At 60.5% G+C, this 23,619-nt stretch carries 20 protein-coding genes, 1 tRNA gene and 1 other RNA gene; 6 read left to right on the top strand and 16 right to left on the bottom strand.

Going from position 1 to position 23,619, the window contains the following annotated elements; all coding sequences use genetic code 11:
* Window positions 1–135 precede the first annotated feature (135 nt).
* The 3 genes from eno to gcvH all read right to left on the bottom strand — a co-directional run bounded on the left by eno (window position 136) and on the right by gcvH (window position 3,323).
* Window positions 136–1,413: a phosphopyruvate hydratase gene (gene eno, locus AB1805_02675; GenBank protein ID MEW5744337.1), complete on the bottom strand. Its 1,278-nt coding sequence runs from the start codon at window positions 1,411–1,413 to the stop codon at window positions 136–138.
* Between the two features lie 132 nt (window positions 1,414–1,545).
* On the bottom strand, window positions 1,546–2,940 hold the full coding sequence (lpdA, locus tag AB1805_02680; protein ID MEW5744338.1) for a dihydrolipoyl dehydrogenase: 1,395 nt from the start codon (window positions 2,938–2,940) through the stop codon (window positions 1,546–1,548).
* Window positions 2,937–3,323: a glycine cleavage system protein GcvH gene (gcvH, locus tag AB1805_02685; GenBank protein ID MEW5744339.1), complete on the bottom strand. Its 387-nt coding sequence runs from the start codon at window positions 3,321–3,323 to the stop codon at window positions 2,937–2,939. Before gcvH ends, lpdA begins: the two co-directional genes overlap by 4 nt.
* A gap of 221 nt (window positions 3,324–3,544) precedes the next feature.
* On the opposite strand from gcvH, the gene AB1805_02690 reads away from it, so the two are divergent.
* Window positions 3,545–4,399: a UbiA-like polyprenyltransferase gene (locus AB1805_02690; GenBank protein ID MEW5744340.1), complete on the top strand. Its 855-nt coding sequence runs from the start codon at window positions 3,545–3,547 to the stop codon at window positions 4,397–4,399.
* A gap of 235 nt (window positions 4,400–4,634) precedes the next feature.
* The gene (locus tag AB1805_02695; protein ID MEW5744341.1) at window positions 4,635–5,963 is read left to right on the top strand and encodes an amidohydrolase family protein; all 1,329 of its coding nucleotides are present in this window, start codon (window positions 4,635–4,637) and stop codon (window positions 5,961–5,963) included.
* Window positions 5,964–6,001: 38 nt separating this feature from the next.
* Here the strand turns inward: AB1805_02695 and AB1805_02700 are convergent, their stop codons facing one another.
* Together AB1805_02700 and AB1805_02705 are read right to left on the bottom strand one after the other, a co-directional pair.
* Window positions 6,002–6,523 carry a DUF882 domain-containing protein gene (locus tag AB1805_02700; GenBank protein MEW5744342.1) on the bottom strand — a complete coding sequence of 174 codons (522 nt, stop codon included), beginning with the start codon at window positions 6,521–6,523 and terminating at the stop codon, window positions 6,002–6,004.
* Window positions 6,499–7,410: a L,D-transpeptidase family protein gene (locus AB1805_02705; GenBank protein MEW5744343.1), complete on the bottom strand. Its 912-nt coding sequence runs from the start codon at window positions 7,408–7,410 to the stop codon at window positions 6,499–6,501. Before AB1805_02705 ends, AB1805_02700 begins: the two co-directional genes overlap by 25 nt.
* Window positions 7,411–7,567: 157 nt before the next feature.
* Between AB1805_02705 and AB1805_02710 the strand changes: the two genes are divergently transcribed.
* Together AB1805_02710 and AB1805_02715 are read left to right on the top strand one after the other, a co-directional pair.
* The gene (locus tag AB1805_02710; GenBank protein MEW5744344.1) at window positions 7,568–9,202 is read left to right on the top strand and encodes a phosphomannomutase; all 1,635 of its coding nucleotides are present in this window, start codon (window positions 7,568–7,570) and stop codon (window positions 9,200–9,202) included.
* A 71-nt stretch (window positions 9,203–9,273) separates the two neighbouring features.
* A complete protein-coding gene (locus tag AB1805_02715) occupies window positions 9,274–9,546 on the top strand; it encodes a hypothetical protein (protein MEW5744345.1) in 273 nt (90 codons plus the stop codon).
* Window positions 9,547–9,548: 2 nt separating this feature from the next.
* On the opposite strand, the gene recR is transcribed toward AB1805_02715, so the two are convergent.
* The 5 genes from recR to AB1805_02740 form a co-directional block, all read right to left on the bottom strand.
* Window positions 9,549–10,142 carry a recombination mediator RecR gene (gene recR, locus AB1805_02720; GenBank protein MEW5744346.1) on the bottom strand — a complete coding sequence of 198 codons (594 nt, stop codon included), beginning with the start codon at window positions 10,140–10,142 and terminating at the stop codon, window positions 9,549–9,551.
* Window positions 10,143–10,234: 92 nt separating this feature from the next.
* Complete coding sequence (locus tag AB1805_02725; protein ID MEW5744347.1) at window positions 10,235–10,576, bottom strand: YbaB/EbfC family nucleoid-associated protein; 342 nt, start codon at window positions 10,574–10,576, stop codon at window positions 10,235–10,237.
* Window positions 10,569–12,245 carry a DNA polymerase III subunit gamma/tau gene (dnaX, locus tag AB1805_02730; GenBank protein ID MEW5744348.1) on the bottom strand — a complete coding sequence of 559 codons (1,677 nt, stop codon included), beginning with the start codon at window positions 12,243–12,245 and terminating at the stop codon, window positions 10,569–10,571. Before dnaX ends, AB1805_02725 begins: the two co-directional genes overlap by 8 nt.
* A gap of 160 nt (window positions 12,246–12,405) precedes the next feature.
* Window positions 12,406–12,503: signal recognition particle sRNA small type (gene ffs, locus AB1805_02735), an RNA gene on the bottom strand.
* Window positions 12,504–12,535: 32 nt separating this feature from the next.
* Window positions 12,536–12,625: transfer RNA gene (locus tag AB1805_02740), tRNA-Ser, on the bottom strand.
* Between the two features lie 243 nt (window positions 12,626–12,868).
* Here AB1805_02740 and AB1805_02745 point away from each other — a divergent pair.
* Window positions 12,869–13,480 (top strand): DUF3786 domain-containing protein, encoded by a 612-nt coding sequence (locus AB1805_02745; GenBank protein ID MEW5744349.1) that lies wholly within the window; start codon window positions 12,869–12,871, stop codon window positions 13,478–13,480.
* 29 nt (window positions 13,481–13,509) lie between these two features.
* Here AB1805_02745 and AB1805_02750 read toward each other — a convergent pair whose 3' ends face one another.
* From AB1805_02750 to AB1805_02760, 3 genes are all read right to left on the bottom strand, one after another.
* Window positions 13,510–14,058 carry a DUF4416 family protein gene (locus AB1805_02750; protein MEW5744350.1) on the bottom strand — a complete coding sequence of 183 codons (549 nt, stop codon included), beginning with the start codon at window positions 14,056–14,058 and terminating at the stop codon, window positions 13,510–13,512.
* Window positions 14,059–14,061: 3 nt separating this feature from the next.
* Window positions 14,062–14,586, bottom strand: coding sequence for a TlpA disulfide reductase family protein (locus AB1805_02755; protein MEW5744351.1), 525 nt, complete (start codon window positions 14,584–14,586; stop codon window positions 14,062–14,064).
* A 121-nt stretch (window positions 14,587–14,707) separates the two neighbouring features.
* Window positions 14,708–17,164, bottom strand: coding sequence for an ATP-dependent Clp protease ATP-binding subunit (locus AB1805_02760; GenBank protein MEW5744352.1), 2,457 nt, complete (start codon window positions 17,162–17,164; stop codon window positions 14,708–14,710).
* A 108-nt stretch (window positions 17,165–17,272) separates the two neighbouring features.
* Between AB1805_02760 and priA the strand changes: the two genes are divergently transcribed.
* Entirely contained in the window at window positions 17,273–19,321 is a 2,049-nt protein-coding gene (gene priA, locus AB1805_02765; protein ID MEW5744353.1) for a primosomal protein N', read from the top strand.
* Here the strand turns inward: priA and AB1805_02770 are convergent.
* Genes AB1805_02770 through mutS form a run of 3 tightly spaced genes read right to left on the bottom strand, consistent with a single transcriptional unit; the run spans window position 19,310 to window position 23,491 of the window.
* A complete protein-coding gene (locus tag AB1805_02770; GenBank protein MEW5744354.1) occupies window positions 19,310–20,299 on the bottom strand; it encodes a bifunctional riboflavin kinase/FAD synthetase in 990 nt (329 codons plus the stop codon). The genes priA and AB1805_02770 overlap by 12 nt on opposite strands.
* Entirely contained in the window at window positions 20,286–20,927 is a 642-nt protein-coding gene (coaE, locus tag AB1805_02775) for a dephospho-CoA kinase (GenBank protein MEW5744355.1), read from the bottom strand. Before coaE ends, AB1805_02770 begins: the two co-directional genes overlap by 14 nt.
* A complete protein-coding gene (mutS, locus tag AB1805_02780; GenBank protein ID MEW5744356.1) occupies window positions 20,924–23,491 on the bottom strand; it encodes a DNA mismatch repair protein MutS in 2,568 nt (855 codons plus the stop codon). Before mutS ends, coaE begins: the two co-directional genes overlap by 4 nt.
* Window positions 23,492–23,619 lie beyond the last annotated feature (128 nt).

The raw sequence follows: 23,619 nt of genomic DNA on the forward strand, positions 1-23,619 counted from the left end.
ACGCTGCACGCTGCGCCCCCCACCTCTGCTCGTGAGAGAGGACGTATATTCTGTTTCACCTCTGCAAGAGAAAAAAACGTCTAATCACTCTTGATGAAAAAAGACTCCCCCGGTCCCCTGCTTTCCTCGACACGGTTACGCCAGGTTGTAGAAGGCCTCTCTGCCCCTGAAGACCGCCGATGCACCCAGCTCCTCCTCGATGCGCAGCAGCCTGTTGTACTTCGCTATGCGCTCGCTTCGGGAAAGGGAGCCGGTCTTGATGAAGCCAGCATTGCAGGCGACGGCGAGATCGGCGATCGTCGTATCCTCGGTCTCGCCCGACCGGTGTGAGATCACCGCGGTGTACCTGGCCCGCTTCGCCATTTCTATGGCGTCGAGGGTCTCGGTCATCGTACCGATCTGGTTCAGCTTGATGAGGATCGAATTGGCGATGCCCTTCTCGATGCCTTCCTTCAGGATCTTCGTGTTCGTGACGAAGAGATCGTCGCCAACGAGCTGTACCCGCTTGGCGAGGCGCTGCGTCAGCAGCTCCCAACCCTTCCAGTCATTCTCGGCAGCGCCGTCTTCGATGGAGAGGATGGGGTATTTATCCACCAGCTTTTCATAATAGCCGACGAGATCGGCGGGGCTGATCTTCTTCCCCTCGAAGGTATATTTCCCTTTATCGTAGAATTCCGAAGAGGCGACATCGAGCGCGAGAAACACATTCTTGCCCGGCGCATAGCCGCTCTCCTTGATCGCCTGCATGATGATCGAAAGCGCCTCCTCGTTGGTCTGGAGAGTGGGGGCAAAGCCGCCCTCGTCGCCCACCGCGGTGTTCAATCCTTTCTTCTTGAGCAGGGACTTCAGCGTCTGGAAGATCTCGGCGCCGGCGCGCAGGGCGGAGGCGAAGTGCGGAAACCCGGCGGGCATGATCATGAACTCCTGGATATCGAGGTTGTTGTCGGCATGGGCGCCGCCGTTCATGATATTCATGAGCGGGACCGGGAGCTCCTTGGCATTGCAGCCGCCGATGTAGCGGTAGAGCGGAAGCCCCATCTCGTTCGCCGAGGCGTGACAGACCGCCATCGAGACGCCGAGAATGGCATTGGCGCCGAGCTTGCTCTTGTTCTCCGTGCCGTCGAGGTCTATCATCGTCTCGTCGATGAGCGCCTGCTCCTCGGAGGCCATGCCCCTGAGCTGCGGGGCGATCTTCTCTCTCACGTTTCTTACCGCTGCCAGCACGCCCTTGCCGTGGAACCGCTTCCTGTCGCCGTCCCGCAGCTCGAGCGCTTCGCGCGCGCCGGTCGAGGCGCCGGAGGGGACGATCGCCCTCCCGAGAGCGCCGCTGTCGAGCAGCACCTCGACCTCCACCGTCGGGTTTCCCCTCGAGTCAATGACTTCGGCTGCATAGATGTCCAGAATGTCTCCCATGTTCCTCTCTCCTTATGAGCAGTAGTATCGTGCTTCGTCATTCAGTACGTAAAAAGAATGCGATACGGCAAGACAGCAATGCGATCGATGCTGTGAAATCAAAAGCAGGGAGTGATTCGCTGCCAGAGCTCGTTATTCTTTGCTCTTCTTCGGGACATGGATCGCCCCGCCGTGCAGATCCTCGGCCGCTTCCATGACCGCTTCGGCGAGGGTCGGGTGGGCATGGATCATCGATGCAAGCTCCCTGGCCGTCATCCCCGCCTTGACTGCCAGCGCTCCTTCATGGACGAGGTCGGCTGCATGGGCGCCGATGATATGGACGCCGAGGACCCGGTCGGTCGCGGCATCGGCGATGATCTTGACCATCCCGGTTATCTCTCCCGCTGCATGCGCCTTGCCGAGCGCCCGGTACGGGAAGCGGCCTATGGCGACCTTCATGCCTTTCTCCGCTGCCTGATGCTCCCGGAGGCCGACCGACCCGATCTCGGGGGAGGTGAATATGCCTGCAGGCACCGCGGAATAGTCCATGCTCACCTCTTTGCCGCACGCGTTGTGCGCTGCCACGATGCCCTGCCGCGACGCGACATGGGCGAGGAGCATGCCGCCGGTGACATCGCCTATGGCGTAAATGCCGCCGATGTTCGTCTCCATTCTCTCGTTGACGAGGATTTCGCCCCGCGGTCCCTTCTTGATCCCCACCGCCTCGAGTCCTATATTCTCCGTGTTGAAGGCCCTCCCGACAGAGACGAGCATCTTTTCGGCGACCAGCTCCCTGCCGTCTTGGAGAGCGACATGGATGCCGTCGTGCGCTCCCCTGACCCCTGTCACCGTAATCCCGGTAAAGAGCGCGATCTTTTTCTTCTTCAATTCGCGTTCCAGCATCTCCCCTATCTCGTGGTCTTCGGAGGGAAGGGGGCGCGGCATGGCTTCGAGCATGGTGATCTCGGCGCCGAGCTCCCTGAAGATGAAGGCGAACTCGCAGCCGATGACGCCGGCGCCGACAATGATCATGCTCTTCGGGATGGCGGCGAGCGATACAGCGTGGTCACTCGAGAGGATATGCCCTCCGTCTATGGGGAACTGCGGCAGCTGAGCGGGCCGGGAGCCGGTGGCGATGATGATCGTGTCGGCAGGGATGATCTCGACGGAGCCGTCCCTTCTCATCACTTCGACCTTTTCCGGCGTGAGCAGCACGCCCTTTCCTTCCACCAGCGTAACGCCCCAGCTCTTGAAGAGCGAGCGGATACCTTTCACCTGCGTGGCGACGATCTTGTTCTTCCGCTCCATTATCCTGGCGATATCCGGAGCGATCGACCCCGCCACCGCGATGCCGTAGTCCTCGAGGCGTCTCGCCGTGTGCAGCGCCTCTGCCGATGCGACGAGCGCCTTGGTCGGGATGCAGCCCCAGTTCAGGCAGGTGCCGCCGACCTCGTCGCTCTCGATCACCGTGACCTCTGCGCCGAGCTGCGCGGCCTTCAGCGCGGCGACGTAGCCGCCCGGACCTGCACCGAGGATGACCAGCTTCATTTTGCTTCCTCTTCTATGTAGCGCTCGTAGTCACCGATATCGAGGAGGTCGTCGAGCTCGGACTTGTCGTCCATCTCGATAATGGCGATCCATCCTTTTCCGTAAGGATCCTCATTGATGACTTCCGGGGAATCGCTCAGCTTTTCGTTGACCTCGACTATGGTCCCGCTGACCGGCGCGATGACTGCGGAGGTGGCCTTGGTGGACTCGATCTCCGCTATCTCGGTATTCGCATCCACCGCGGACTCGACTTCAGGAAGGTCTATGTAGACAATGTCGCCAAGCGCATCCTGGGCGTAATCGGTAATCCCAATCGTCGCCTTTTTGCCCGATACTTTTACCCACGTGTGCTCTTTGTGATACTTGAGATCCTCCGGATTCATGCCAGCCTCCTTATGTAGCTTTGGAAAACGAATTTGAGAATTTCTTAACATAGTTTTTACGCTTTGTCAAGAAAACGCCATTGATACAGTGAAGAGCAACCTGCTGAAATACTTGTTCAAAACGAAACGGGGCCGCCCTGCATTCGGGCCGGCCTCCCCCGAGAGGAAGAGAGGCCGCTGCCGGCCGAATAGAACCATATGGTATCATAAAAGTTATGGAAATGGTCAAAAATAAGGCCCTCCTCTACCTGCGGATGATAAAATTCTCCCACTCGGTCTTCGCGCTCCCCTTCGCCTTTACCGGGGCGCTCCTCGCCGCAGCCGGAATCCCGGCAGCGGGAGCACTCTTCTGGATCACTGTCGCCATGGTCGGCGCCCGTTCGGGCGCCATGGGGCTGAACAGGATCATCGACCGGAGGATCGACGCGCAGAACCCGAGGACAGCGGGCAGGGAGATCCCTTCGGGGAAGATACGCGCCGGTGAGGCGGCGGTCTTCACCCTCATCTCGTTCGGCATCATGCTCCTCGCTGCGTATAAGCTCAACGACCTCTGCCTGAAGCTCTCGCCGCTCGCTATCGCGGTCCTTGTGCTCTATTCGTACACCAAACGGTTTACCTGGCTCGCCCATTTTGTGCTGGGCATTGCCATCTCTGCAGCGCCTCTCGGCGCATGGGTCGCGGTGCGGGGGACCTTCGATGCCGAGATCCTGCCGCTCAGCCTCGGCGTCGTCTTCTGGCTCGCCGGTTTCGATATCCTTTATGCGCTCCAGGACATGGAGTTCGACCGCGCCTACGGGCTCCATTCGATCCCCCAGCGGTTCGGCGTTGCCGCCACCCTGCTCCTGGCGAGGGTATTCCACGCGGTCACCTGGTCGCTCCTTGCTCTGACCGGGGCGCTCTTCGATCTCGGCCCTGCCTACTGGGCCGGCATGCTCATCGTCGCAGGACTGCTGGTCTATGAGCACTCCCTGGTGAAGGCGGATGACCTGAGCAGGCTCGACATGGCGTTCTTCAATATGAACGGCTACATCAGCATCACTGTCTTCATTGTTACCCTCGTCGCCGTGATATCGTGATACGGTAAAGAGTAAAAGTAAGAGCGTCTCACTGAATGAGGAAGGGGATTCGGGCGGGGATTACGCCAGGACTGCCCGTGCCGCTCATGTACTATGCCTCGTTCGACTCCAAGCTCATTCATTCTGTTAGGGGCTGTTAGGGGCTCTTAAAGAGAAAAATCAAAAAATAAGGAGCTCCGCAATTTTTAATTTTTCTTTTCGATTTTTTATCTGAAGAGGCTCATGGGGAGGATTCATGGAGAAGGCTGATTATATCATCTGCGGCGATTATGTGGTGACTATGGATGAGCGTCTGAGCGTGCTCAGGGATGGCGCTGTGGCGGTCGGTGGTACGACGGTCCTCGCGGTCGATGCCCGCGACGCCGTAATGAAGAAGTATGATGCCCGGCATATCGTGGCGGGCGAGGGGAGGGTGGTGATGCCCGGGCTCGTCAATACCCATACGCATGCGGCGATGGTCTATTTCAGGGGGCTGGCGGACGATCTCCCCCTGAAGGAGTGGCTCGAAGGGCATATATGGCCTGCCGAGGGAAAATGGCTCAGCGCCGGCTTCGTCGGCGATGCGGTGGAGCTCGCCTGCCTCGAGATGCTCAAGGCCGGCATCACCACCTATAACGACATGTACTTCTTCGGCGACAGCGCGGCGCAGAGCACCAGGCGGCTCGGTATGAGGGCGGTGCTCGGCGTCGGGATCGTCGATTTCCCGACCATGACGGCGGCGACCGCCGATGAATACCTGGGCAATGCCGCGCGGTTCATCGATGCGTGGAAGGGAGACGAGCTGATCACCCCGTGCATCGCCCCGCATTCGGCCTATGCCTGCGGCCCCGAGACACTCCGGCGGGTGAAGGCGCTTGCGGATGAACGGGACGTGCTCGTAACGACGCATCTTTCCGAGACGGCGTGGGAGGTGGGTGAGCTGCAGTCGCGGTTCGGAAAGCGGCCGGCCGAACATCTCGATGCCCTCGGCCTTCTCGACGAGCGGCTGCTTGCCGCCCACTGTGTGTGGCTCGATGAGCAGGAGATCGCCCTGCTCGCCCGGAAGCGCGTCGGCGTCTCGCACTGCATCGAGAGCAATCTGAAGCTCGCCTCGGGCTTTGCACCGGTCCCGGAGATGCTGCGCGCCGGGATACCCGTGACCTTCGGCACCGACGGCGCTGCGAGCAACAATACCCTCGATATCTTCGGCGAGCTCTCGGTGGCTGCAAAGGTGCACAAAGCCCTTGCCAAGGACCCCACGGTGCTCGACGCGAAGACGGCGCTCCTCATGGCGACGCGCTGGGGCGCTGAAGCGCTCCACCTCGCTGACCGCATCGGGAGCATCGAGAGGGGCAAGCGGGCGGACCTCATCACCCTCGATCTGAGAAAGCCCCACCTCACGCCGCTCTACGATATCTATTCCCACCTGGCCTACGCTGCCAAAGCATCCGATGTCGAGACCGTCTTCGTCAACGGCGCCCGTGTCGTCAGCAACGGCGCGCTCCAGACCGGCGATGAACAGGAGTTGCTGCGCAAGGCGGCTGCATGGGCTGAGAGGATCAGGGCCTGCAATTCGCGGAGCTGACCCGATCGCTTTCGTTTTTCCCGGCTTTTCGCCCGTTCCTACCAGTACCGGACGCGGCCGGTATCGATATGGACGAATTCGGGATAGTAGCCGACGCCGCCCGCAGCGAATGACCGTGCGACGCTGAAGAGCTCGCGGTTGCCGATGCCCGGGAGCGTGAAATCGATGGCGATGCCCTGGAGATGGAGGCTGTTCTTGCTCACCTTCCTGCCGATGCTCCGCAGGTAGTCGTTATATTTCGGCGAGCGATAGCCCGAGATGATCTGGACCGGGCCCTTTGCGCCCGCGCGGTCGACGACAGCGCCGAGCAGGTCGAGGAGCCGCGTATCGATGGGCATGATCTCGTCGGTATAATGGCAACGGAGGAACCGGTCGATGGCGGTAAGGGCGGCATAGTCGTAGGAGCCGGATGCGTAATAGGTAATCGCGATATGCTCGCCGGTGTGAATGTTGTACAGGGAGAGGGAGCGTTCGGGAGGGAGCGAAGCAACGACATCACGGAAGGGGTACCAGACGATACCCGCTGCAAGGGCCTTTAAAAAATTTCTCCTCGAGACCACCCGGTGATGTCCTCCGCAACGCCCGACTTTTCGTGGAGCAGCCGGTCCACCGCATTCCAGTCCACCCGGCCGGCAGCGCCCGACTCCTCGATGAGCCGCCGCGCCGCTGCCTTCATGCCGGGCACTCTCCCGTAGACATCACGGTGCACTTCGAGAAAGATCCGCCCATCGGCCGAGCGGGCCAGCTTCACCGGGTCATAGATTACCTCACCGCGGGCAGTTATCTCAACCTCCGGGAAAAATTTTTCCATATGTTCGGGCAGCATTCTTATGCAGCCGTGGCTCATGAACTGGTAGACCGACGAGGGCCAGATCGTCTCGTGGATGACGATACCCGGGATCGATGTCTTGATCTTGTAGCGGCCCAGGGGGTTGTCGGGTCCCGGCGGCACCACCGTCTTCACCTCTTTCCCCTCCATATCCATCTTCAGCTGCATGGATTCGGGGACGTACCAGGTGGGGTTCTTTTCCTTGCAGATTACTTTGAACGGCCCCACCGGCGTCCTCCACCTCGTCATGCCGTTCCAGAAAGGCATGCCGAGTCCTACCGGGAATACCCCGGCAAGGGCGCCGTCCTTGAAGAAGTAGAGCATCTTTTCGGGGATGTTGATGATGATGCCGTTCTCGATCGTTCTGGGTACGATCCTCCTGATCGATGTCTTCAGCACTACTCCCGGTTTGAGAGGCTTGCGGGGATCGATGCTGTTTTCCCTCGCGAGCCGCTTCCAATCGACCCCGAGCCTGGCACCGATGCGCATGAGGGTGTCTCCTTTGACGACCGTATAGGTGACCGTCTGCTCGATGATGGCGGCGGGAGGCTGCTCGGCAGCTGCGGGCGCAGTGAGTCCGAGGAGAACGATGAGGAGCGGAAGGGAAAGGTATTTCATCGGCGGGAGCTCCTCCTATTAAGGGGCAAAAGTCACTAACCTTATCATACCACAGGGGAGGAGATGGTGATGCAGGCGATGCGCTTCCGTTTTTTGGCTCGAAGCATGAATGATTCTGTGCTACAATTACAGATGAAAAACCGTATCAGGAGGAGAAATGGCTCAGACCTGTGGGACTGCGGCTGACTGCTGGAAGAAGATCCTCTCCGACGCATCGCAGCATGGAGGCTTGCTGCCGGTCATCGAGCGGTTCGCACGAGAAAACACCTCACCGGCGCCGGTCGTCTTCGGCACCTCGGGATGGCGGGGAGAGATCGGGACCGACTACACCTTCACGAATGTGCGTATCGTCACTGCGGCGATCATCGAGATGCTCAAGAGCGGCGATGCCGCGGTGATGCAGGCGATGGGCGTTGCGGATTTCGACGAGATTAAGCGGCGGGGCATTATCGTCGGGCATGACAACCGGTTCCTCGGCCGGGAGTTCGCGATGGAGGTGCTCGGCCTGCTGCAGGGAGAGGGTATCAGGACCTGGTATGCCGGAGAGGCGACGACGCCCGAGTTTTCCGCAGGCATCGAGATGCTCAACGCCGCCTGCTCGGTCAATCTCACCCCCTCGCACAACCCTGCCAACTATGCGGGCTTCAAGTTCAATCCCTCGGACGGCGGTCCCGCCGGTACGGAGCTCACCGCCAGAATAGAAGAGAACGCCAACCGGATGATGCGCGACGGCGCCGTGCCGGAGCAGGTGCGGGTCGATAGCGCGTCGGTCGAGCGCATCGACCTGACGGAGCGCTATATCGCGTACCTCACCGAGCGGAAGACGCTCGACCTCGAGAAGATCAGGGCCTTCATCAACAGCGCCGACTGTTCTCTCTATGTCGACAATGTGCATGGGGCCACACGGGGGCGCATGGAGCGGATCCTCGGCATGAGCACGAGCATGCAGTACCTGAGGACCGAAGACGATGTCCTCTTCGGCGGCGTCGCTCCCGAACCCTCCGAAAAGAATATGGAGACCGTGGACCGGCTCCTCCGGAGGAGCGAGACGCGGCTGAACCTGGGGGTGATCATGGACCCTGACGGCGACCGCATCCGCTACAGCGACGGCGTCATGCAGATACCGATGAACTACTTCGGCGCCATGGCCCTGCATTTTCTCCATGTGCACAAGGGCATCACGGGCGTGGTGGCGAAATCGGTGGGCACCAGCAACTTCGTCAACGCCATAGCGGAGCGCCTGGGCATCCCGGTGCGGGAGACCAGGGTCGGCTTCAAGAACTTCAGGCCCTACCTGCTGCGCAGCGCGCCGGAACGGGCGATCGTCGCCTTCGAGGAGTCGGACGGCATCTCCGCGTATAACCATACGCTCGAAAAGGATGCGCTCTTCGGCCTGCTGCTCGCCGTCGAGATGATGGCGGTCACCCGCAAGAACCTGAGCGTCTATCTGAAGGAGCTGATGGACGAGTTCGGGCACTTTTATCCCGACCGTTCCGGCATAACCGTCGACCGCTCGCTGGTAGGGGGGCCGCTGCTCAGGAAGCTTTCGGTCATTCAGGAGCGCTACCGGAAGGGGACCGCTGCCGTTATCGGCGGGAAGACCAGGACCGTCAAGGACGTCATAACCGTTGACGGCACCAAGGTCGTCTTCGACGACGGCTCGTGGCTGATGATCCGGCCCTCGGGCACCGAGCCCAAGGTGCGCTTTTATATCGAGGCCCGGACCGAGGAGGGGAAGGCAGCGGTCTTCGATGCGGCAAGAACGATGACGCAAGAAGCGCTGGGTATGTAATATAATAGTGCCCGGGGGGCACTCTTTCCGGGAGAGGAGGCGCTGCGCAGCTCCAGAATGCGCTGCCCCCGATGCTGAGCGGTTACATTAAGCGACTGATCGTCAAGAACAGGGCCTTTATCCTCGAAGAGGTCCTCGAAGCAAGAGGTCTGATGCAGCTGCTCATGAAGCCCCGGAACACGGGGCTCCCCTGGACGCTCGACGAAAAGCTCAGGATCAAGATGCATCTCTTCAAGCTGTCCCGGGTGGTTCCGGCGCTGATCGTCTTCCTCCTGCCCTTCGGGTCGCTCCTGTTGCCCTTCCTCGCAGAGGTGCTCGACAGAAGAAAGAGCAGAAGAGAGTAGCGTTACATCTCCCGTCTTCCCTCGAGCGCTTTGGCGAGGGTGACTTCATCGGCGAACTCTATATCGCTTCCGATCGGCAGGCCGTACGCGATCCTGGTCACCTTGACGCCGAACGGCCTTACCGCTTCGGTAAGATACCGCGCCGTCATCTCTCCCTTGGTGTTGGGGTTCGTGGCGAGAATGATCTCTTCGATGCCTTCCGACGGGATACGTTTCAACAATTCATCTATTTTCAGCCGGTCCGGGGTGATGCCGTCGAGCGGGGAGAGGGCGCCCAGCAACACATGGTAGGTCCCGTTGAAGCTCCGCGTCCTCTCGACCGCGAGCACGTTGCTGGGCTCCTCGACGACGCAGACGCGCTTCCTGTCGCGCGCTGCATCCCTGCATACGCTGCAGGGGTCGGTGTCGGTGATCGTGAAGCAGACCGAGCAGAACATCGCCTTGTCCTTCACTTCCGCAATAGCCCGGGCGATGCCCTTCGCCTCTTCCTGCGACATGGTGAGGATGAAGAAGGCGAGGCGCTGCGCGCTCTTCCGGCCGATGCCGGGAAGCTTCGAGAGCTGTGTTACCAGATTTTCGATAATTCCCTGTGTCATGATTCGTGATCGGCGATCCGTAATGCGCGATGAGAGAACAGTGCTGCGCTCTCCTTTACTCGTTACTCATTACGCGTTACGGATTACGGCTGTCATTTTCCGAAGAGGTTGCCGAGGCCGCCCATTCCCGGCAGCTGCAGCCCCATGGTGAGCTTCGACATCTCTTCGTTCACCATCTGCTGCGCCCTGCGGAGCGCCTCGTTCGCTGCTGCGAGAATGAGGTCCTGGAGCATATCGATGTCGTCGGGATTGACCACATCCTTCTCGATCCGTATCGAGACGAGCTCGCCGCCGCCGTTCGCCACGACCGTGACCATGCCGCCGCCTGCGGTCGCCTCGACCGTCCTGGTCTTCGCCTCTTCCTGCATCTTCTGCATCTCGGTCTGAAGCTTCTGTGCCTCGCGCATTATATCGCCGAGCATCTTTTTAGACATGTTCTCCTCCTTTATTGGGTAACGGCACTACATCGACAATTCTTCCCTCGAAGAGCTCGAGGGCCTCTTTGACGATCGGGTTCTGCAACGCTTTCTCCTTGAGGTCCTTCTTGCTCACGCCCGTTCCCTTTGCCGTCTCGATCGTAATGGTAACCGGCCTGCCCGTGCCCGCTTCGATCATGCTCTTTATCAGCTGCATGTTCTCGGCGACCGCTTCGGTATGGACCTTTGCCAGGCCGCCCGTATAGGTGAGCGTAATCCCGTCGCCGTTGAAGGCGGCGCTGCCGTCGCGCAGCTTGTTTGCGAGAGGGTGGTTCGTCTCGTCGATCATCTCGACAGCCCGGTTCCAGGCTTCAGGCAGCGCAAGCGGTTTCACTGCAGGACGCTGCTCGGGGGCCGCTGCCGGTGTCGTTGTCTCTTCAGCCTTCTTTTCACTCCGGACCGGGCCACGGGATTCTGCAGGCTGCTCCTTCTGCGCAGCAGGACGGGGGCGTGAAACAGTTTGATCGGCGCCGGGCTGAGCCCCGGAAATGCCCGGACCACTGCCCTGGACCATGCTGAGCGCCTCATCGATAGCGGTAAAGCGGCTCAGGAAGCTCAATTTAATGAGCGTCATCTCAAGCGCGACCCGGGGGTAGAAGGCGCCCCTGATGCCCTGCTCCGCCTTGATCAGCTCGGAGAGCAGCAGGGCGATGTGCTCTTCGGTGGTCGCGCCCGTGAGGGTATCGATCGCAGCGTTCTCTTCCTCGCTCAGCTCGAGCACGTCCTCCGTGGCGCCGACCACCTTCGCGATGAGGAGGTTTCTGACGAACTGCAGGAGATCCCGGGTAAACGCCTTGAGGTCGGTTCCCGTAGCAGCGAGGGCGGCGATCGTGGTAATGATCGTCTTGCGGTCGCCGCCGACAACGGATGCGGTGAGCTGCGCAAGGGTCTCCACATCGGTAATACCGAGCAGGTCTTTCACCTCTTCGGCAGAGATGTCGTCGGAGAAAGAGACGATCTGATCGAGTATGGTCAGCGAGTCGCGCATGCTGCCGTCTGCAGCGCGGGCGACCATATCGAGGGCCGCGCTGCTGACGCGTATCCCCTCCTGGCCGGCGATGAATTTGAGCCGTTCCTTTATCTTCTGTCCCGATATCCTCCTGAACGGCAGATGCTGGCAGCGCGACAGGACGGTGGGCGGGATCTTCTTCGCCTCGGTCGTTGCGAGGACGAAGACGACATGGGGCGGCGGCTCTTCGAGGGTCTTCAAGAGCGCGTTGAATGCCGAGGTCGAGAGCATATGCGCCTCGTCGATGATATAGACCTTGTATCTCCCTTCCGAAGGCGCATAGCGCACGCGCTCCCTCAAATCGCGGATATTGTCGACGCCGGTATTCGAGGCGCCGTCGATCTCGGAGACATCGATGGACGAGCCTTCGGCTATGGAGAGGCAGGAGGCGCAGGCGCCGCACGGTTCGGGAGTGGGGCCGTGCTCGCAGTTGAGGGCCTTCGAGAGGATGCGCGCCGTGGAGGTCTTGCCGACGCCGCGGGGGCCCGAGAAGATATAGGCGTGGGCTACTTTATTGGCGCCGATGGCGTTCTTCAGTATGCGGGCGACGTGTTCCTGCCCGACCATGTCGTCGAAAGTCCGGGGTCTCCACTTACGCGCTAGAACCAGATAAGCCATACATCCTCTCTACACCGCTCCTCAGCGTTAACCGCACCCTGTTTTTCTACACCCGGCGACCGGCGTTCTCTTGCTCTGGCGCTCTGGCGAGCAGCGCTTAGTGCGTCTGCAGCGCCACTCGTTTGCCCTGTAACACCCCGCGCTCGCTGCAGTGGGGGTTATGGGGCCGGCTTGCTGCGGCACCCAGACAGAATGCTTACCGTTGCTTCCTTCCGGACCTGGCGGGATTCACACATGCCTGCTGCGCAGGGCCAGCCCCCGGCTGTAGAAAAACACTGTTACGGTTGTTCTGGCGGAGAGGCAGGGATTCGAACCCTGGGTGAGTTTGACCCCACACACGATTTCCAGTCGTGCACCTTCGGCCTCTCGGTCACCTCTCCAAAATGCCCACAATTATTTAGGTTACTGTATAGCGCCCCTTAAAATCAACCATTAGGGAGCGCAATAACCAAGGAGATTGAACGATATCCGGGGTGCGATACGTCTCGCAGAATAACCGCGCTCGAAACGGTTCGGAGAGGGCGGCTTCCTCTCGTCCACAACAGTGCAAGACGGGTGACGGCTCCCTGCACGATAAAGTCCTCTCCGTAATCCAGACGTCCGATTAGGAGTATAATACCATTATGGCACAGACGATAATCTCCGGGGAAGAAAAGGCGTGGGAGCTTCTGCTCGGTAAGGACCCTGCCGAGGTGTGCCGCAATGCGCTGGCCGGTTACGACGGCGAGACCGGGCTCTATACGCTCCGGTCGCTCGGTATGGAGTTTACCCTCGACCCGAAGCAGAAGAGCATAACCAGCGCCGCCCCTGAAAGCAGCCTGCTTCTGACCAGGCTGGCCTACTTCTTCAAGCTCTCGGTTCCCTGGTACCTGGTGAGCGCAAAGGACATCGCCCTTACCGGGCGGCTCGTGAAGCCGACGAACCTCGCCGGCGGACAGCTCTTCTTCCAGGGGTCTCACGTGCTGCCCCTCGAGAAGGTGGCGGAAAAGTATGCCGCCGACCGTGAGGGCTTTCTCGAGAGAGGGGCCCGCTTCGGCGGCGAGCGGGCCGGCTATGGCGATGCGGCCTTCAGGTTCTCTCCCCTGCCGCGTGTTCCCGCCTTCCTGATCCTCTGGCTTGCCGATGAGGAGTTCCCCGCACGGGTGGACCTGCTCTTCGACTCGAGCTGCGAGCTCCAGCTCCCGCTGGATATCATCTGGTCGATCGCCATGATGAGCCTGCTGGTGATGCTCTAACCCTTTATCTTCGGCATAGCAGGACGGGGTTACGATGCCTTCTGTTCCGATTGGAGCGAACGGAGCAGCACCCGCGCCACCGCGAAGAGTCTCGTGTAGCGCCTGTCCTTGAAATCGTTATAGGTATTCGGCAGGGGGAGATAGCAGCGCTTGCTCTTGTTGTAGGCGAGCGTCACCTCGGCGAAAACGCCCTTTCCTATATAGATCCGATGAGCGTAATCCTTCGTAGAGGCGAGCACCAGCTTTGCGACGGTGAGATAGCCGGGATCGAGATTGACGGTGCGCTTGCCATTCAGGGAGATCGTGTTCTCGATTGCGCAGGTCTTCAGTTTGGCGGAGGAGAGCTCGCCCTGGTCGATGAGGTCTTTGAAGAAGAGAAATCTGCGGCAGATCGGCGAGCCGAGCTCTTCTTCGTAGTGGCTCGAGAAGTCCCACGGGATCAGCGGACTCTCCATGATGACCTCGCCGAAGGTCTTCTCGAGGAGCGGCACAGCCTCCAGGTACGCCTCCTCGTCTGCAAAGAGGGCTCCGATCACCAGCAGGGCGTGTTCGGGGGGCGTCGGCTTCCTTCTCCTCATTATCTATTCGTTGGCGAGTTTTGCCAGGACCGCCCGCACCTCCGGGGTATTCCACTCCATGGGGCCTATGACCTTCTCCTGAATGATGCCCCTCTTGTCGATAAGAAAGGTCTCGGGTACCCCGGTGAGGCCGTAAGCGCGTCCCACATTGTTCGTATCGATGAGCACCGGGAAGGTGAAGCCGTTCGCCTTCAGATACTCCTTTGCATTGGCAGGGGTGTCCTTGTAGAGCACGGTGAGGAACACGAACCGGTCATTTTCCTTTTCCGCGTTCATCAGCGCCTGGAGCGAGGGGTTCTCCTGCTTGCAGGTGTCGCACCAGGTGGCCCAGAAGTTGAGCAGCACGACCTTGCCCTTGAGGTCGGCAAGCCTCCAGGTTTTCCCTTCGAGATCGGCCAGCTCGAAGGGGGGCGCTTCCAGCCCTTTTGCGGCGGTCACCGGCTGCCGGGGCTCCTCCTTTGTCACCAGGAGCAGGACGCCGGCGATTCCTGTCACGAGAATAGCGAGTAAGATGATTCCTTTTCTCATGGGGATACCTCGATCGTTCAAGAATTGAGCCTTCATTATACCATAGGGCAGGGAGGATAAAAAAAATCAGCCTGCCGTTGCCGGCAGGCTGATGGGCTGGGTAATGGTAGTGCAGGCGCCGTCAGTTGACGGTGACCAGCATGGTATCTTCGACTCCCTTGAACTGGAGCTTGTTGTCTTCGAGAACTACCCGGACTACATGGGTATCCTTGAACCTGCCCTTGATCAGTTCCTCAGAGAGCGGGTCCTCGATCTCCCGGTAGATGGCCCTCCGCATCGGACGCGCGCCGTACGCGGGCTGGTAGTACTTCTCGAGCAGCCACTCTTTCGCCTCGGGCGTCACCTCGACGGTGAGCGCATGCTCGGAGAGCTTCTTGTTCGTCTCGATGAGCAGCAGGTCGACCACCGAGAGGAGATGCTCCTTCTCGAGCGGATGGAAGACCACCGTCTCATCGACCCTGTTCAGGAACTCGGGGTTGAAGGTCTTCTTCAGCTCCGAGAGCACGTTGTCCTTGATCTTGCCGTAGACATCCTCGGACTGCGAGGCGGACCGGAAGAAGCCGAGCGGCGTCGCCTTCTCGATGATCCGCGCGCCCAGGTTCGAGGTCATGATGATGATCGTGTTCCTGAAATCGACCTTCCTGCCGTAGCTGTCGGTGAGCACGCCCTCGTCGAGGATCTGGAGGAGCATGTTGAAGACATCCTGGTGCGCCTTCTCGATCTCGTCGAAGAGGATGACCGAGTAGGGGCGCTTGCGCACTTTCTCGGTCAGCTGGCCGCCCTCCTCATAGCCTACATAGCCGGGAGGCGCGCCGGTCAGCCGCGATACGTTGAACCGCTCCATGTACTCCGACATGTCGACCTTCACCAGGGCGTTCTCGTCGTTGAACATGAACCCGGCAAGCGCCTTCGCCAGCTCGGTCTTCCCGACGCCGGTAGGGCCGAGGAAGAAGAACGACCCGATCGGCCGGTTCTTGGCCTTCAGACCCGACCTCGATCTCCTGATAGCGCGGGCAACGGCCCTGATGCCCTCGTCCTGCCCGATGATCCTCTGGTGCAGGAGGGTCTCCATCTGGAGCAGCTTCTCGGACTCGGTCTCCTCGAGCTTGTAGAGCGGGATGCCCGTCATCTTCGAGACCGTGTAGGTGACATCCTCCTCGGAGACGACCGGCACCTCCTTGGTCAGGGTATCCTTCCACTTCTTGTACTGCAGTTCGTACGTTTTCCTCAGCTTGTCTTCCTGCGCCCTGATCGTCTGCGCCTTCTCGATGTCATGGAGCCGCACATACAGGCTCTTCTCTTTCGAGAGCTGGATCAGCTCGGTCTCCATGTCCCGCAGCTCCTGGGGCATGGTCGACCTCTTCAGCTTCAGCCGCGACCCGGTCTCGTCGATTACGTCGATCGCCTTGTCAGGAAGAAACTTATCGGTAATATAACGGTCGGAAAGCTTCACCGCCGCCTCTACCGACTCGTCGCTGATCTTCACCTTGTGGTGGTTCTCGTAGCGGGGCCGCAGGCCCTTCAGGATATCCATCGCCGTCTCTACCGTCGGCGGCTGGATGAGAACAGGCTGGAATCTCCGCTCGAGCGCGCCGTCTTTCTCGATATATTTGCGGTACTCGTCGGGCGTCGTCGCGCCGATGCACTGCAGCTCTCCCCGTGAAAGGGCGGGCTTCAGCATGTTCGACGCATCGACCGACCCCTCGGCAGCGCCGGCGCCGATGAGCGTATGGAACTCGTCGATGAAGAGGATGATGTTCTCGGACTGGAGTATCTCCCTCATCACCGCCTTGAGCCGCTCCTCGAACTGTCCGCGGTACTTGGTTCCCGCAATGAGTGCGCCCAGGTCGAGCGAGATGATCCTCTTGCCGATAAGGATATCGGGAACATCGCCCATGATGATCTTCTGTGCCAACCCTTCAACGATGGCGGTCTTTCCGACTCCCGGCTCGCCGATGATGGCGGGATTGTTCTTGATCCTCCTGCCGAGTATCTGGAGTACGCGCTCTATCTCGTCCTCTCTGCCGATGACCGGATCGAGCTTGCCTTCGGCGGCGAGCATGGTGAGATCCCTGCCGAACTCATCGAGGGCAGGGGTGTTGGTCTTCCTCCGCTCCTTCTGGCTCGCCTGCTGGAACTGGGGCTTCACCGCGAGGTTGATCGTCAACTGCCGGGCGGCGAGCAGGTTGGCGCCCAGGTTCCTGATGATCTTTCCGGCGATCCCCTCGTCTTCTCTGATAATGCCGAGGAGAAGGTGCTCGCTTCCTATGTAATTATGGCCGAGGAGTCTCGCCTCCTCGATCGCCAGCTCGAGCACCTTCTTGGCCCGCGGAGTGAACGGAATATCGCCGAAGGTCAAGAGGTTGCCGCCGATAGGGAGATTCTTCTCGATCTCGAACTTGATTTCGTCTATTGATAATCCCATCTTCTTGATGATCGTGATGGGAATGCTGTCTTCTTCTCTCAGAATCGCGAGAAGGAGATGCTCAGTCCCGAGATAATCATTGCTCCGCCGTTCCGCTTCCTCTTTGGCGTATATGATTATCTTCCGACCTCGTTCGGTAAACTTCTCAAACATCTTTTTTCTCCTCAAAAGCTTAGTCTTCTATGGAAATAGTACCTATTTTTCCGCTGTATTGTCAACCAAACCGGTTATTTCTCTTGTTTTCAATCTCGTATATTTTTTATGCTTAAAGGCATGTATGTCGATGTGGCGTTCCCTCTGAAACTACCTCCTCTCACGTATAAAGTATCGTCCGATGTTCCTGCAGACTTGAGGGGCCGCCTCGTGACCGCGCCGCTTATGGGCAAGCCCGCGCAGGGCGTGATTATCGGTCCCGCCGGCGAGCCGGATTTTCCCGGGCACAAGGAGATCAAGGAGATCGGGCAGATTTCGCAGCGGGTCGTCTCCGAGCAGATGATCGCCTTTCTGAAGTGGCTCTCCGGGTACTACCTCATGCCCCTCGGCACGGCGTTGAAGAGCAGCTTCTTCGAGGAGTCGGTCGCTGCTCTCGATGAGACGAAGAACAGCCGGAGGAGGATCAGGGCCTCGTCTCGGGAGCTTGCCGCGAGCGCCCCTCCTGCTGCTGCGCCGCACCACATCCCCCTGAGATATAACGAGTATAGAGAACTGGTGCTCAGCTCCCTGTCGGAGAGCCGCTACAAGGCCTTTCTCTTCCATGCGCCCTCCCTTTTCGACGAATACCGCTTCCTAGGCGATCTGATCGACGGCATGAAGGGCGGTCATCGCGGCATGATCGTCCTCGTTCCCGAGATAGGCCTCATTCCCCGCATCGAGGCGACCCTGAGGCCGCTCGGGGGAGAGCGGCTCTGCGTTCTCCACAGCAAGTTGAGCCCGGGGAGGCGGCGCGCAGCCGTGCGGTCGATTCTTTCCGGCGAATCGGATATCGTACTCGGCACGCGCTCGGCCGTCTTCGCCCCTCTCGAGACCGTCTCGTTCATCGCTGTCCTCGATGAACATAATACCGCGTATAAGGCGGAGGAGGGATTGCGCTACCAGGGAAGGGATGTCGCCGTTATGAGGGGGCTCATGGAGCGGAGCACCGTGCTGCTCTCGTCGCTCTGCCCCTCGGTCGAGTCGATGAACAATGCGCGCACCGGCAAATACCTGCTGCTCGGCAGCGGAACGCGGACCAGGGCTGCAGGAGAGGAGAGAGAGCGCTCGCCGGAACGCACGCCATTCGCCCGGCCACGCATACGTATCATCACCATGCGGCCGGGGGGGGCGGAACGCGCCATACTCTCCCGCGAAACGCTCCGGGAGGCGAAGCGGTGCATCGCCGCGGGCGGGCGCATGCTTTTCCTCATCAACAGAAAGGGCTACTCCCTCCTCCGCTGCAGGGAGTGCGGCCATATCGCCTCGTGCAAGCGCTGCGCCGCCTCTCTCGTTGTGCACAAGCGCCGGAATATCCTCCACTGTCATCTCTGCGGTTCCCGCAGCCCCCTGCCGGATACGTGCGAACGCTGCGGCGCCGCTGCCCTCGAGCCATTCGGCGCAGGAACCGAACGGGTAAAGGAGGAGGTGGAGCGCCTCCTCGAGGCCGAGGCCCTGGTAATCGAGAGGGCAGAAGCAGGTGAGGTCACCGCCTCATCCCCCAGGCCCGAGCTCCTCGCGCTCGATGCAGGGACGATGCCCCTCGTCGTCGGCACCGCGTACGCAAAGCGTCTCGAATACTCGGGCGCTGCCGAAGAGTCCTTCGGCGCTGCCGCGTTCCTCACCATGGACTCCCTCTGGGCGCAGCCCGACTTCAGGGCGTACGAGCGGGCCTTCCAGGAGATCGTGCAGATAAGCCAGATGGTAAAGCCCGACGGCATTATTCTCATTCAAACCTCGATGCCCGGGAGCGGGGTGGTGAAGCTCTTCAAGACATACGATTTCGAGGGCCTGTATGCCCATGAGCTCTCGCAGCGGAAGCTGCTGGGGTATCCCCCCTTCTCGAAAATCGTGCTCATGAATATCATGACCAAAGGGGCGCCGGCGCAGTTGCAGGGCTCCCTGGACGAGAGCATCGCCGCGGCAGCGCTGCACGGGGTCGAGCTGCTCGGCCCGGTCGAGGTCCCTTGCACTGTCAAGGGCTATCGCCACTGCAGGCAGCTGCTCATGAGATCCCAGAGCAGGATATTCCTCCACCGTGCGGCAGCGGCGCTGCTCCGGAAGCTCCAGGCTGTAAAAGGAATAAAGGTGGCGGTCGACGTCGATCCGCTAAAGATATAGGGGGGGCGTCTTTCGGGCGAGGATTTCTCTGCTCGTTTCGATATCTCTCTTTATGTGTTCCTCCAGCTCCCGGGCGCCGGAGAACTTCCTTTCGTCCCGTATCCAGTCGATGAAGTGAAGCCGTATCGCTTCCCCTACCAGGTTCCTGTTGAAGTCGAAGAGATGCACCTCGCAGCTCATGCCGGTGTCGCCGAAGGTGGGATTGGCGCCGATGTTCGCGACGCCGTCGCAGACCCGGACCGGCGTACCGGCGCCTGCAGGCATGCAGTCTCCTGCCGCAGGTTCGGAGAGCGATACGCGCACCGCGTATACCCCCTCTTTCGGGATCAGCTCGTTCGGGGTGAGGAGGTTGGCGGTCGGGGTATGGAGCAGTGGTCCGCCCCTGCCCGCGCCTTTAATGACCGTGCCGTTGATGTGGTAAGCCCTGCCCAGCATCCGGGCCGTCTCGCACACCCGGCCGCGCAGCACCAGGCTCCGGATCCTGCTGCTGCTGACGACATCGCCGGTCACGGTCGCATAGCGCACGACCGAGACCTTGAATCCATACTTCTTTCCGCGGAGCCGGAGCATGGCGGTCGTCCCCTTCTTGCCTTTGCCGAACGAGTAGCTGTGGCCGACGATGACCCAGCATGCGCCGAGCTTCTCGACGAGAACGTCCCGTATGAAGGAGTCAGGCTCGGTACGGGCGAACTCGCGGTCGAAGCTGATGCAGATGAGGGCCTCGATACCGGTGCGGGCAATGAGCTCCCGCTTGTCCTCGAGGGTATTGATGAGCTTCAGCCCGCGCTCCGGCGCCAGCACGCGCACCGGGTGGGGGGTGAAGGTGATGGCGATGGGAGTGCCGCCGATCTCCCGGGCCTTCTCGACAACGCGCCTGAATATCTTCTGGTGGCCGCGATGGACACCGTCGAAGTTCCCGATGGTCACCACGGGGTTCGGGAAGCTCAGTGTCTGATCGAGGGTCTTAATTATTTCCATACGGCGTCGAGCCGGGCAGGGATGGATGTCCCGCGCTTCCCCTGGAGAGCGCCTGCAGTTTGCGGTAAATAGCCTGCACCTGCTGCCTCGTGCTCTCGAGTCCGGCGCTGTTGTCTATGGTGAAGTCGGCCCTGTTCGCCTTCATCTCGATCGGGAACTGGCTCGAGAGCCTTCTCATCGCTTCCTCCTCGGATACCCCTTTCTCCTGAAGCCGCTTCAACGTGGTCTCCTCATCGGCGAAGACGGTGATTATCCGGTCGAACTTGCTCTGGTAGCTCCGCTCGAAGAGCACCGGCGCCTCTATGATCACGACATCCGCCCGGGAGCCGAGGGCGGCGATCTTCTCCTTCACGGCATCGAACACCTTCGGGTGGAGGATATTTTCGAGCGCTATTCTCAGCGGCGCGGACTGGAAGACGATGCCTGCCAGCCGCTGCCGGTCGATAGTGCTGTCCCGCACGACCTCCTCGCCGAAGGCATTTTTAACCGCATCGATGACCGGCTGCTCCCCCAGCAGCTCGCCCACGACGGCATCCGTGTCGATCGTGAACGCGCCGAGCTCTCTGAAGAGGCGCGCTACCGTGCTCTTCCCCATCCCGTAGTTACCGGTGAGGCCGACGATGATCATTGCGCCCCCTCGGCCTTTTTCTTCAGTGCAGCGAGCACCTTGAGGGCCTTCTGTGGTGTGAGCGCATCGAGGTCGAGGCCGAGGAGCTCGCGGGTGACCGGGTCGCCGCTGAAAAAGAGGTCCATCTGCGCGTGGCGCGGCACCAACGCCTTCGCCTCCTTCTTCTCGAGCTTGTCGAGGACGACTTTCGCCCTCTCGATGACCGTTTCGGGGAGCCCGGCGAGACGGGCGACCTGTATCCCGTAGCTTTTATCCGCGGGCCCCTTCTCGATCTTCCGCAGGAAGATGACCTCGTCTCCCCACTCCTTTACCACCACGTTGTAGTTCCTGATGCCGTCCATGGTGAGCGCGAGGTCGGTCAGCTCGTTGTAGTGCGTCGCGAAGAGGGTGCGCGCCTTGATGCTGCCCGCGAGATGCTCGGCGACCGACCAGGCGATGCTGATGCCGTCGAAGGTGCTGGTCCCCCGTCCGACCTCGTCGAGCAGCACCAGGCTCCGGCCGGTGGCATTGTTGAGAATATTCGCCGTCTCGATCATCTCGACCATGAAGGTGCTCTGTCCCTTGGTAATGTAATCGGATGCCCCGATGCGCGTGAATATCCTGTCCGCCAGCCCGATGACGGCGCTCGCCGCGGGGACGAGGGAGCCCATCTGCGCCATGAGGACGATGAGCGCGACCTGGCGCATATAGGTCGACTTGCCCGCCATGTTCGGTCCCGTGATGATGAGCAGGCGGTTGTCCTCGCAGTCCATGACCGCGCTGTTCGGAATGAACTTCTCGTCGAGGGGGGCGAGGCCCTGGGTGGTGATGAGCCGTTCGATGACGGGGTGGCGCCCGTCGACGATCTCGAGGGAGCATTCTTCGGTGACCGCCGGGCGGACGTAGTCGTACCGCTTCGCGACCACCGCGAGAGAGAGCAGGAAGTCGACGAGCGCTATCCGGGCCGAGGTCTGGAGCAGCTGGCCGGAGAACTTGTGGATGCGCTCGAGGATCGTCTGGAAGAGCGTATACTCGAGCTCCTTGAGCTTGTCTTCGGCGCCCAGCACCTTCGTCTCGTACTCCTTCAGGTCAGGGGTGATGAAGCGCTCGCAATTCGCCAGGGTCTGCTTCCTTATATAGTCCCCGGGCACGAGATGCAGGTTGGGCTTGGTGACCTCTATGTAATACCCGGATATCTTGTTGAAGCCCACCTTCAGCGAGGTGATGCCGGTCCGCTGCCGCTCCTCGGTCTCGAGGCGGGCGATGATGTCCTTGCCGCTCGTCGAGATATGCCTGAGCTCGTCGATCTCGGGGTGGAACCCCTTCCTGATGATGCCGCCGTCGCGGGGGGTGAGGGGAGGGTTATCCACCAGGCTCGCTGCGATGAGCTCTATCAGCTCTCCGAAATCGGCGATCGCCTTGCCCGCCTCTTTGACCAACGCACTCGCCGATGCCGTGAGATACTTCCTGATGCCCGGCAGCGGCTCGAGGGAGCTCCTGAGCGCCGCCGCGTCCCTCGGGCTCGCCGATCGGGCGATGATGCGGGCCGTGAGGCGGTCGAGATCCTGTATCTTTCTGAGCAGCGTCCGGAGGCCCTCCATGATCTCGTACTCCTCGATCAGGGCCTCGACCGCAGCCTGCCGCTGCCGGATATCCTCGAGGGAGAGCAGCGGCGTCGAGACGGCGTTCCTCATGAAGCGGCCCCCCATCGGCGTAAGGGTCTCGTCGAGCACCCAGAGCAGTGAGCCCTCGACCGAGCCGTCGCGCAGGTTGTGCGTAAGCTCGAGGTTCCGCTTCGTGGCAGCATCGAGGAACATGCAGGAGGACTGGTTGAGGACGACTATCCTTTTAAAGGAGAGGACCTTCTGGGTCTCTTCGAGGTACTTGATCAACGCGCCTGCGGCGGAGATCGCGGTCGTGAGCCCGCTGCAGCCGTACCCGTCGAGGGACGAGACCTTGAAGTAGGTCAGCAGCGCTTTGTACGCCTCGGGGTAATCGAAGTGCCAGTCGTCGTAATAGGAGACGAAAAGCCCCCTGAAGGCCTCCTGGTAGTGGAGGTTGTCCTTCGCGCTCCGCGGACAGAGCAGCTCTTTCGGTTCGTAGCGGCCGACCTCGTCGTCGATCGGCTTGTCCGTCTCGTAGACCATGAACTCGCCGGTCGAGAGGTCGGCGAGGGCGATCCCGGCCTTCCCCTGGTACGAATAAATACTCATTATATAGGCATTTTCTTTCGGCTGGTCCGGAACATGGGTGCCGGGGGTGATAACCCTGACTACGTCCCGCTGGACAATGCCTTTCGCTGCCTTGGGGTCCTCCATCTGCTCGCAGAGGGCTACCTTATACCCTGCTTTGACGAGCTTCGAGAGGTAGGCATCGACCGAGAAATAGGGCACCCCGCACATCGGCATGGGGTCGTCCTTGCCCTTGTCCCTGCTCGTGAGCGCTATCTGCAGGATACGCGAAGCCGTCCTCGCATCTTCGCCGAACATCTCGTAGAAGTCGCCCAGCCGGAAGAGCACGATGGCATCGGGATAGCGCTCCTTGATGCCGAAATACTGCTTCATCAAAGGGGTTTGCTCAGACACCGTGATGATCTTTCCCGTGGAAGCACATCCTGAATTATACTACAGACCCTCACAATAATTGTTGACGGGCGGCAGAGGAAAGGCCCTCGGGCGCCTGCGGAGGGGGGGCGGCCTGCGGTTGACCGGGA

This window comes from Nitrospirota bacterium, assembly GCA_040752355.1.
Taxonomy (GTDB): Bacteria; Nitrospirota; Thermodesulfovibrionia; order Thermodesulfovibrionales; family Dissulfurispiraceae; genus JBFMCP01.

Excerpts from the sequence above, each read along its gene's own strand:
- AB1805_02755 (MEW5744351.1), bottom strand. The coding sequence starts at position 14,586 with ATGAGAAAAGGAATCATCTTACTCGCTATTCTCGTGACAGGAATCGCC.
- AB1805_02690 (MEW5744340.1), top strand. The coding sequence starts at position 3,545 with ATGGTCAAAAATAAGGCCCTCCTCTACCTGCGGATGATAAAATTCTCC.
- AB1805_02695 (MEW5744341.1), top strand. The coding sequence starts at position 4,635 with ATGGAGAAGGCTGATTATATCATCTGCGGCGATTATGTGGTGACTATG.
- AB1805_02715 (MEW5744345.1), top strand. The coding sequence starts at position 9,274 with ATGCTGAGCGGTTACATTAAGCGACTGATCGTCAAGAACAGGGCCTTT.
- AB1805_02750 (MEW5744350.1), bottom strand. The coding sequence starts at position 14,058 with ATGAGGAGAAGGAAGCCGACGCCCCCCGAACACGCCCTGCTGGTGATC.
- AB1805_02760 (MEW5744352.1), bottom strand. The coding sequence starts at position 17,164 with ATGTTTGAGAAGTTTACCGAACGAGGTCGGAAGATAATCATATACGCC.
- eno (MEW5744337.1), bottom strand. The coding sequence starts at position 1,413 with ATGGGAGACATTCTGGACATCTATGCAGCCGAAGTCATTGACTCGAGG.
- priA (MEW5744353.1), top strand. The coding sequence starts at position 17,273 with ATGCTTAAAGGCATGTATGTCGATGTGGCGTTCCCTCTGAAACTACCT.
- AB1805_02770 (MEW5744354.1), bottom strand. The coding sequence starts at position 20,299 with ATGGAAATAATTAAGACCCTCGATCAGACACTGAGCTTCCCGAACCCC.
- dnaX (MEW5744348.1), bottom strand. The coding sequence starts at position 12,245 with ATGGCTTATCTGGTTCTAGCGCGTAAGTGGAGACCCCGGACTTTCGAC.
- AB1805_02710 (MEW5744344.1), top strand. The coding sequence starts at position 7,568 with ATGGCTCAGACCTGTGGGACTGCGGCTGACTGCTGGAAGAAGATCCTC.
- AB1805_02725 (MEW5744347.1), bottom strand. The coding sequence starts at position 10,576 with ATGTCTAAAAAGATGCTCGGCGATATAATGCGCGAGGCACAGAAGCTT.
- lpdA (MEW5744338.1), bottom strand. The coding sequence starts at position 2,940 with ATGAAGCTGGTCATCCTCGGTGCAGGTCCGGGCGGCTACGTCGCCGCG.
- AB1805_02705 (MEW5744343.1), bottom strand. The coding sequence starts at position 7,410 with ATGAAATACCTTTCCCTTCCGCTCCTCATCGTTCTCCTCGGACTCACT.
- gcvH (MEW5744339.1), bottom strand. The coding sequence starts at position 3,323 with ATGAATCCGGAGGATCTCAAGTATCACAAAGAGCACACGTGGGTAAAA.
- coaE (MEW5744355.1), bottom strand. The coding sequence starts at position 20,927 with ATGATCATCGTCGGCCTCACCGGTAACTACGGGATGGGGAAGAGCACG.
- AB1805_02745 (MEW5744349.1), top strand. The coding sequence starts at position 12,869 with ATGGCACAGACGATAATCTCCGGGGAAGAAAAGGCGTGGGAGCTTCTG.
- recR (MEW5744346.1), bottom strand. The coding sequence starts at position 10,142 with ATGACACAGGGAATTATCGAAAATCTGGTAACACAGCTCTCGAAGCTT.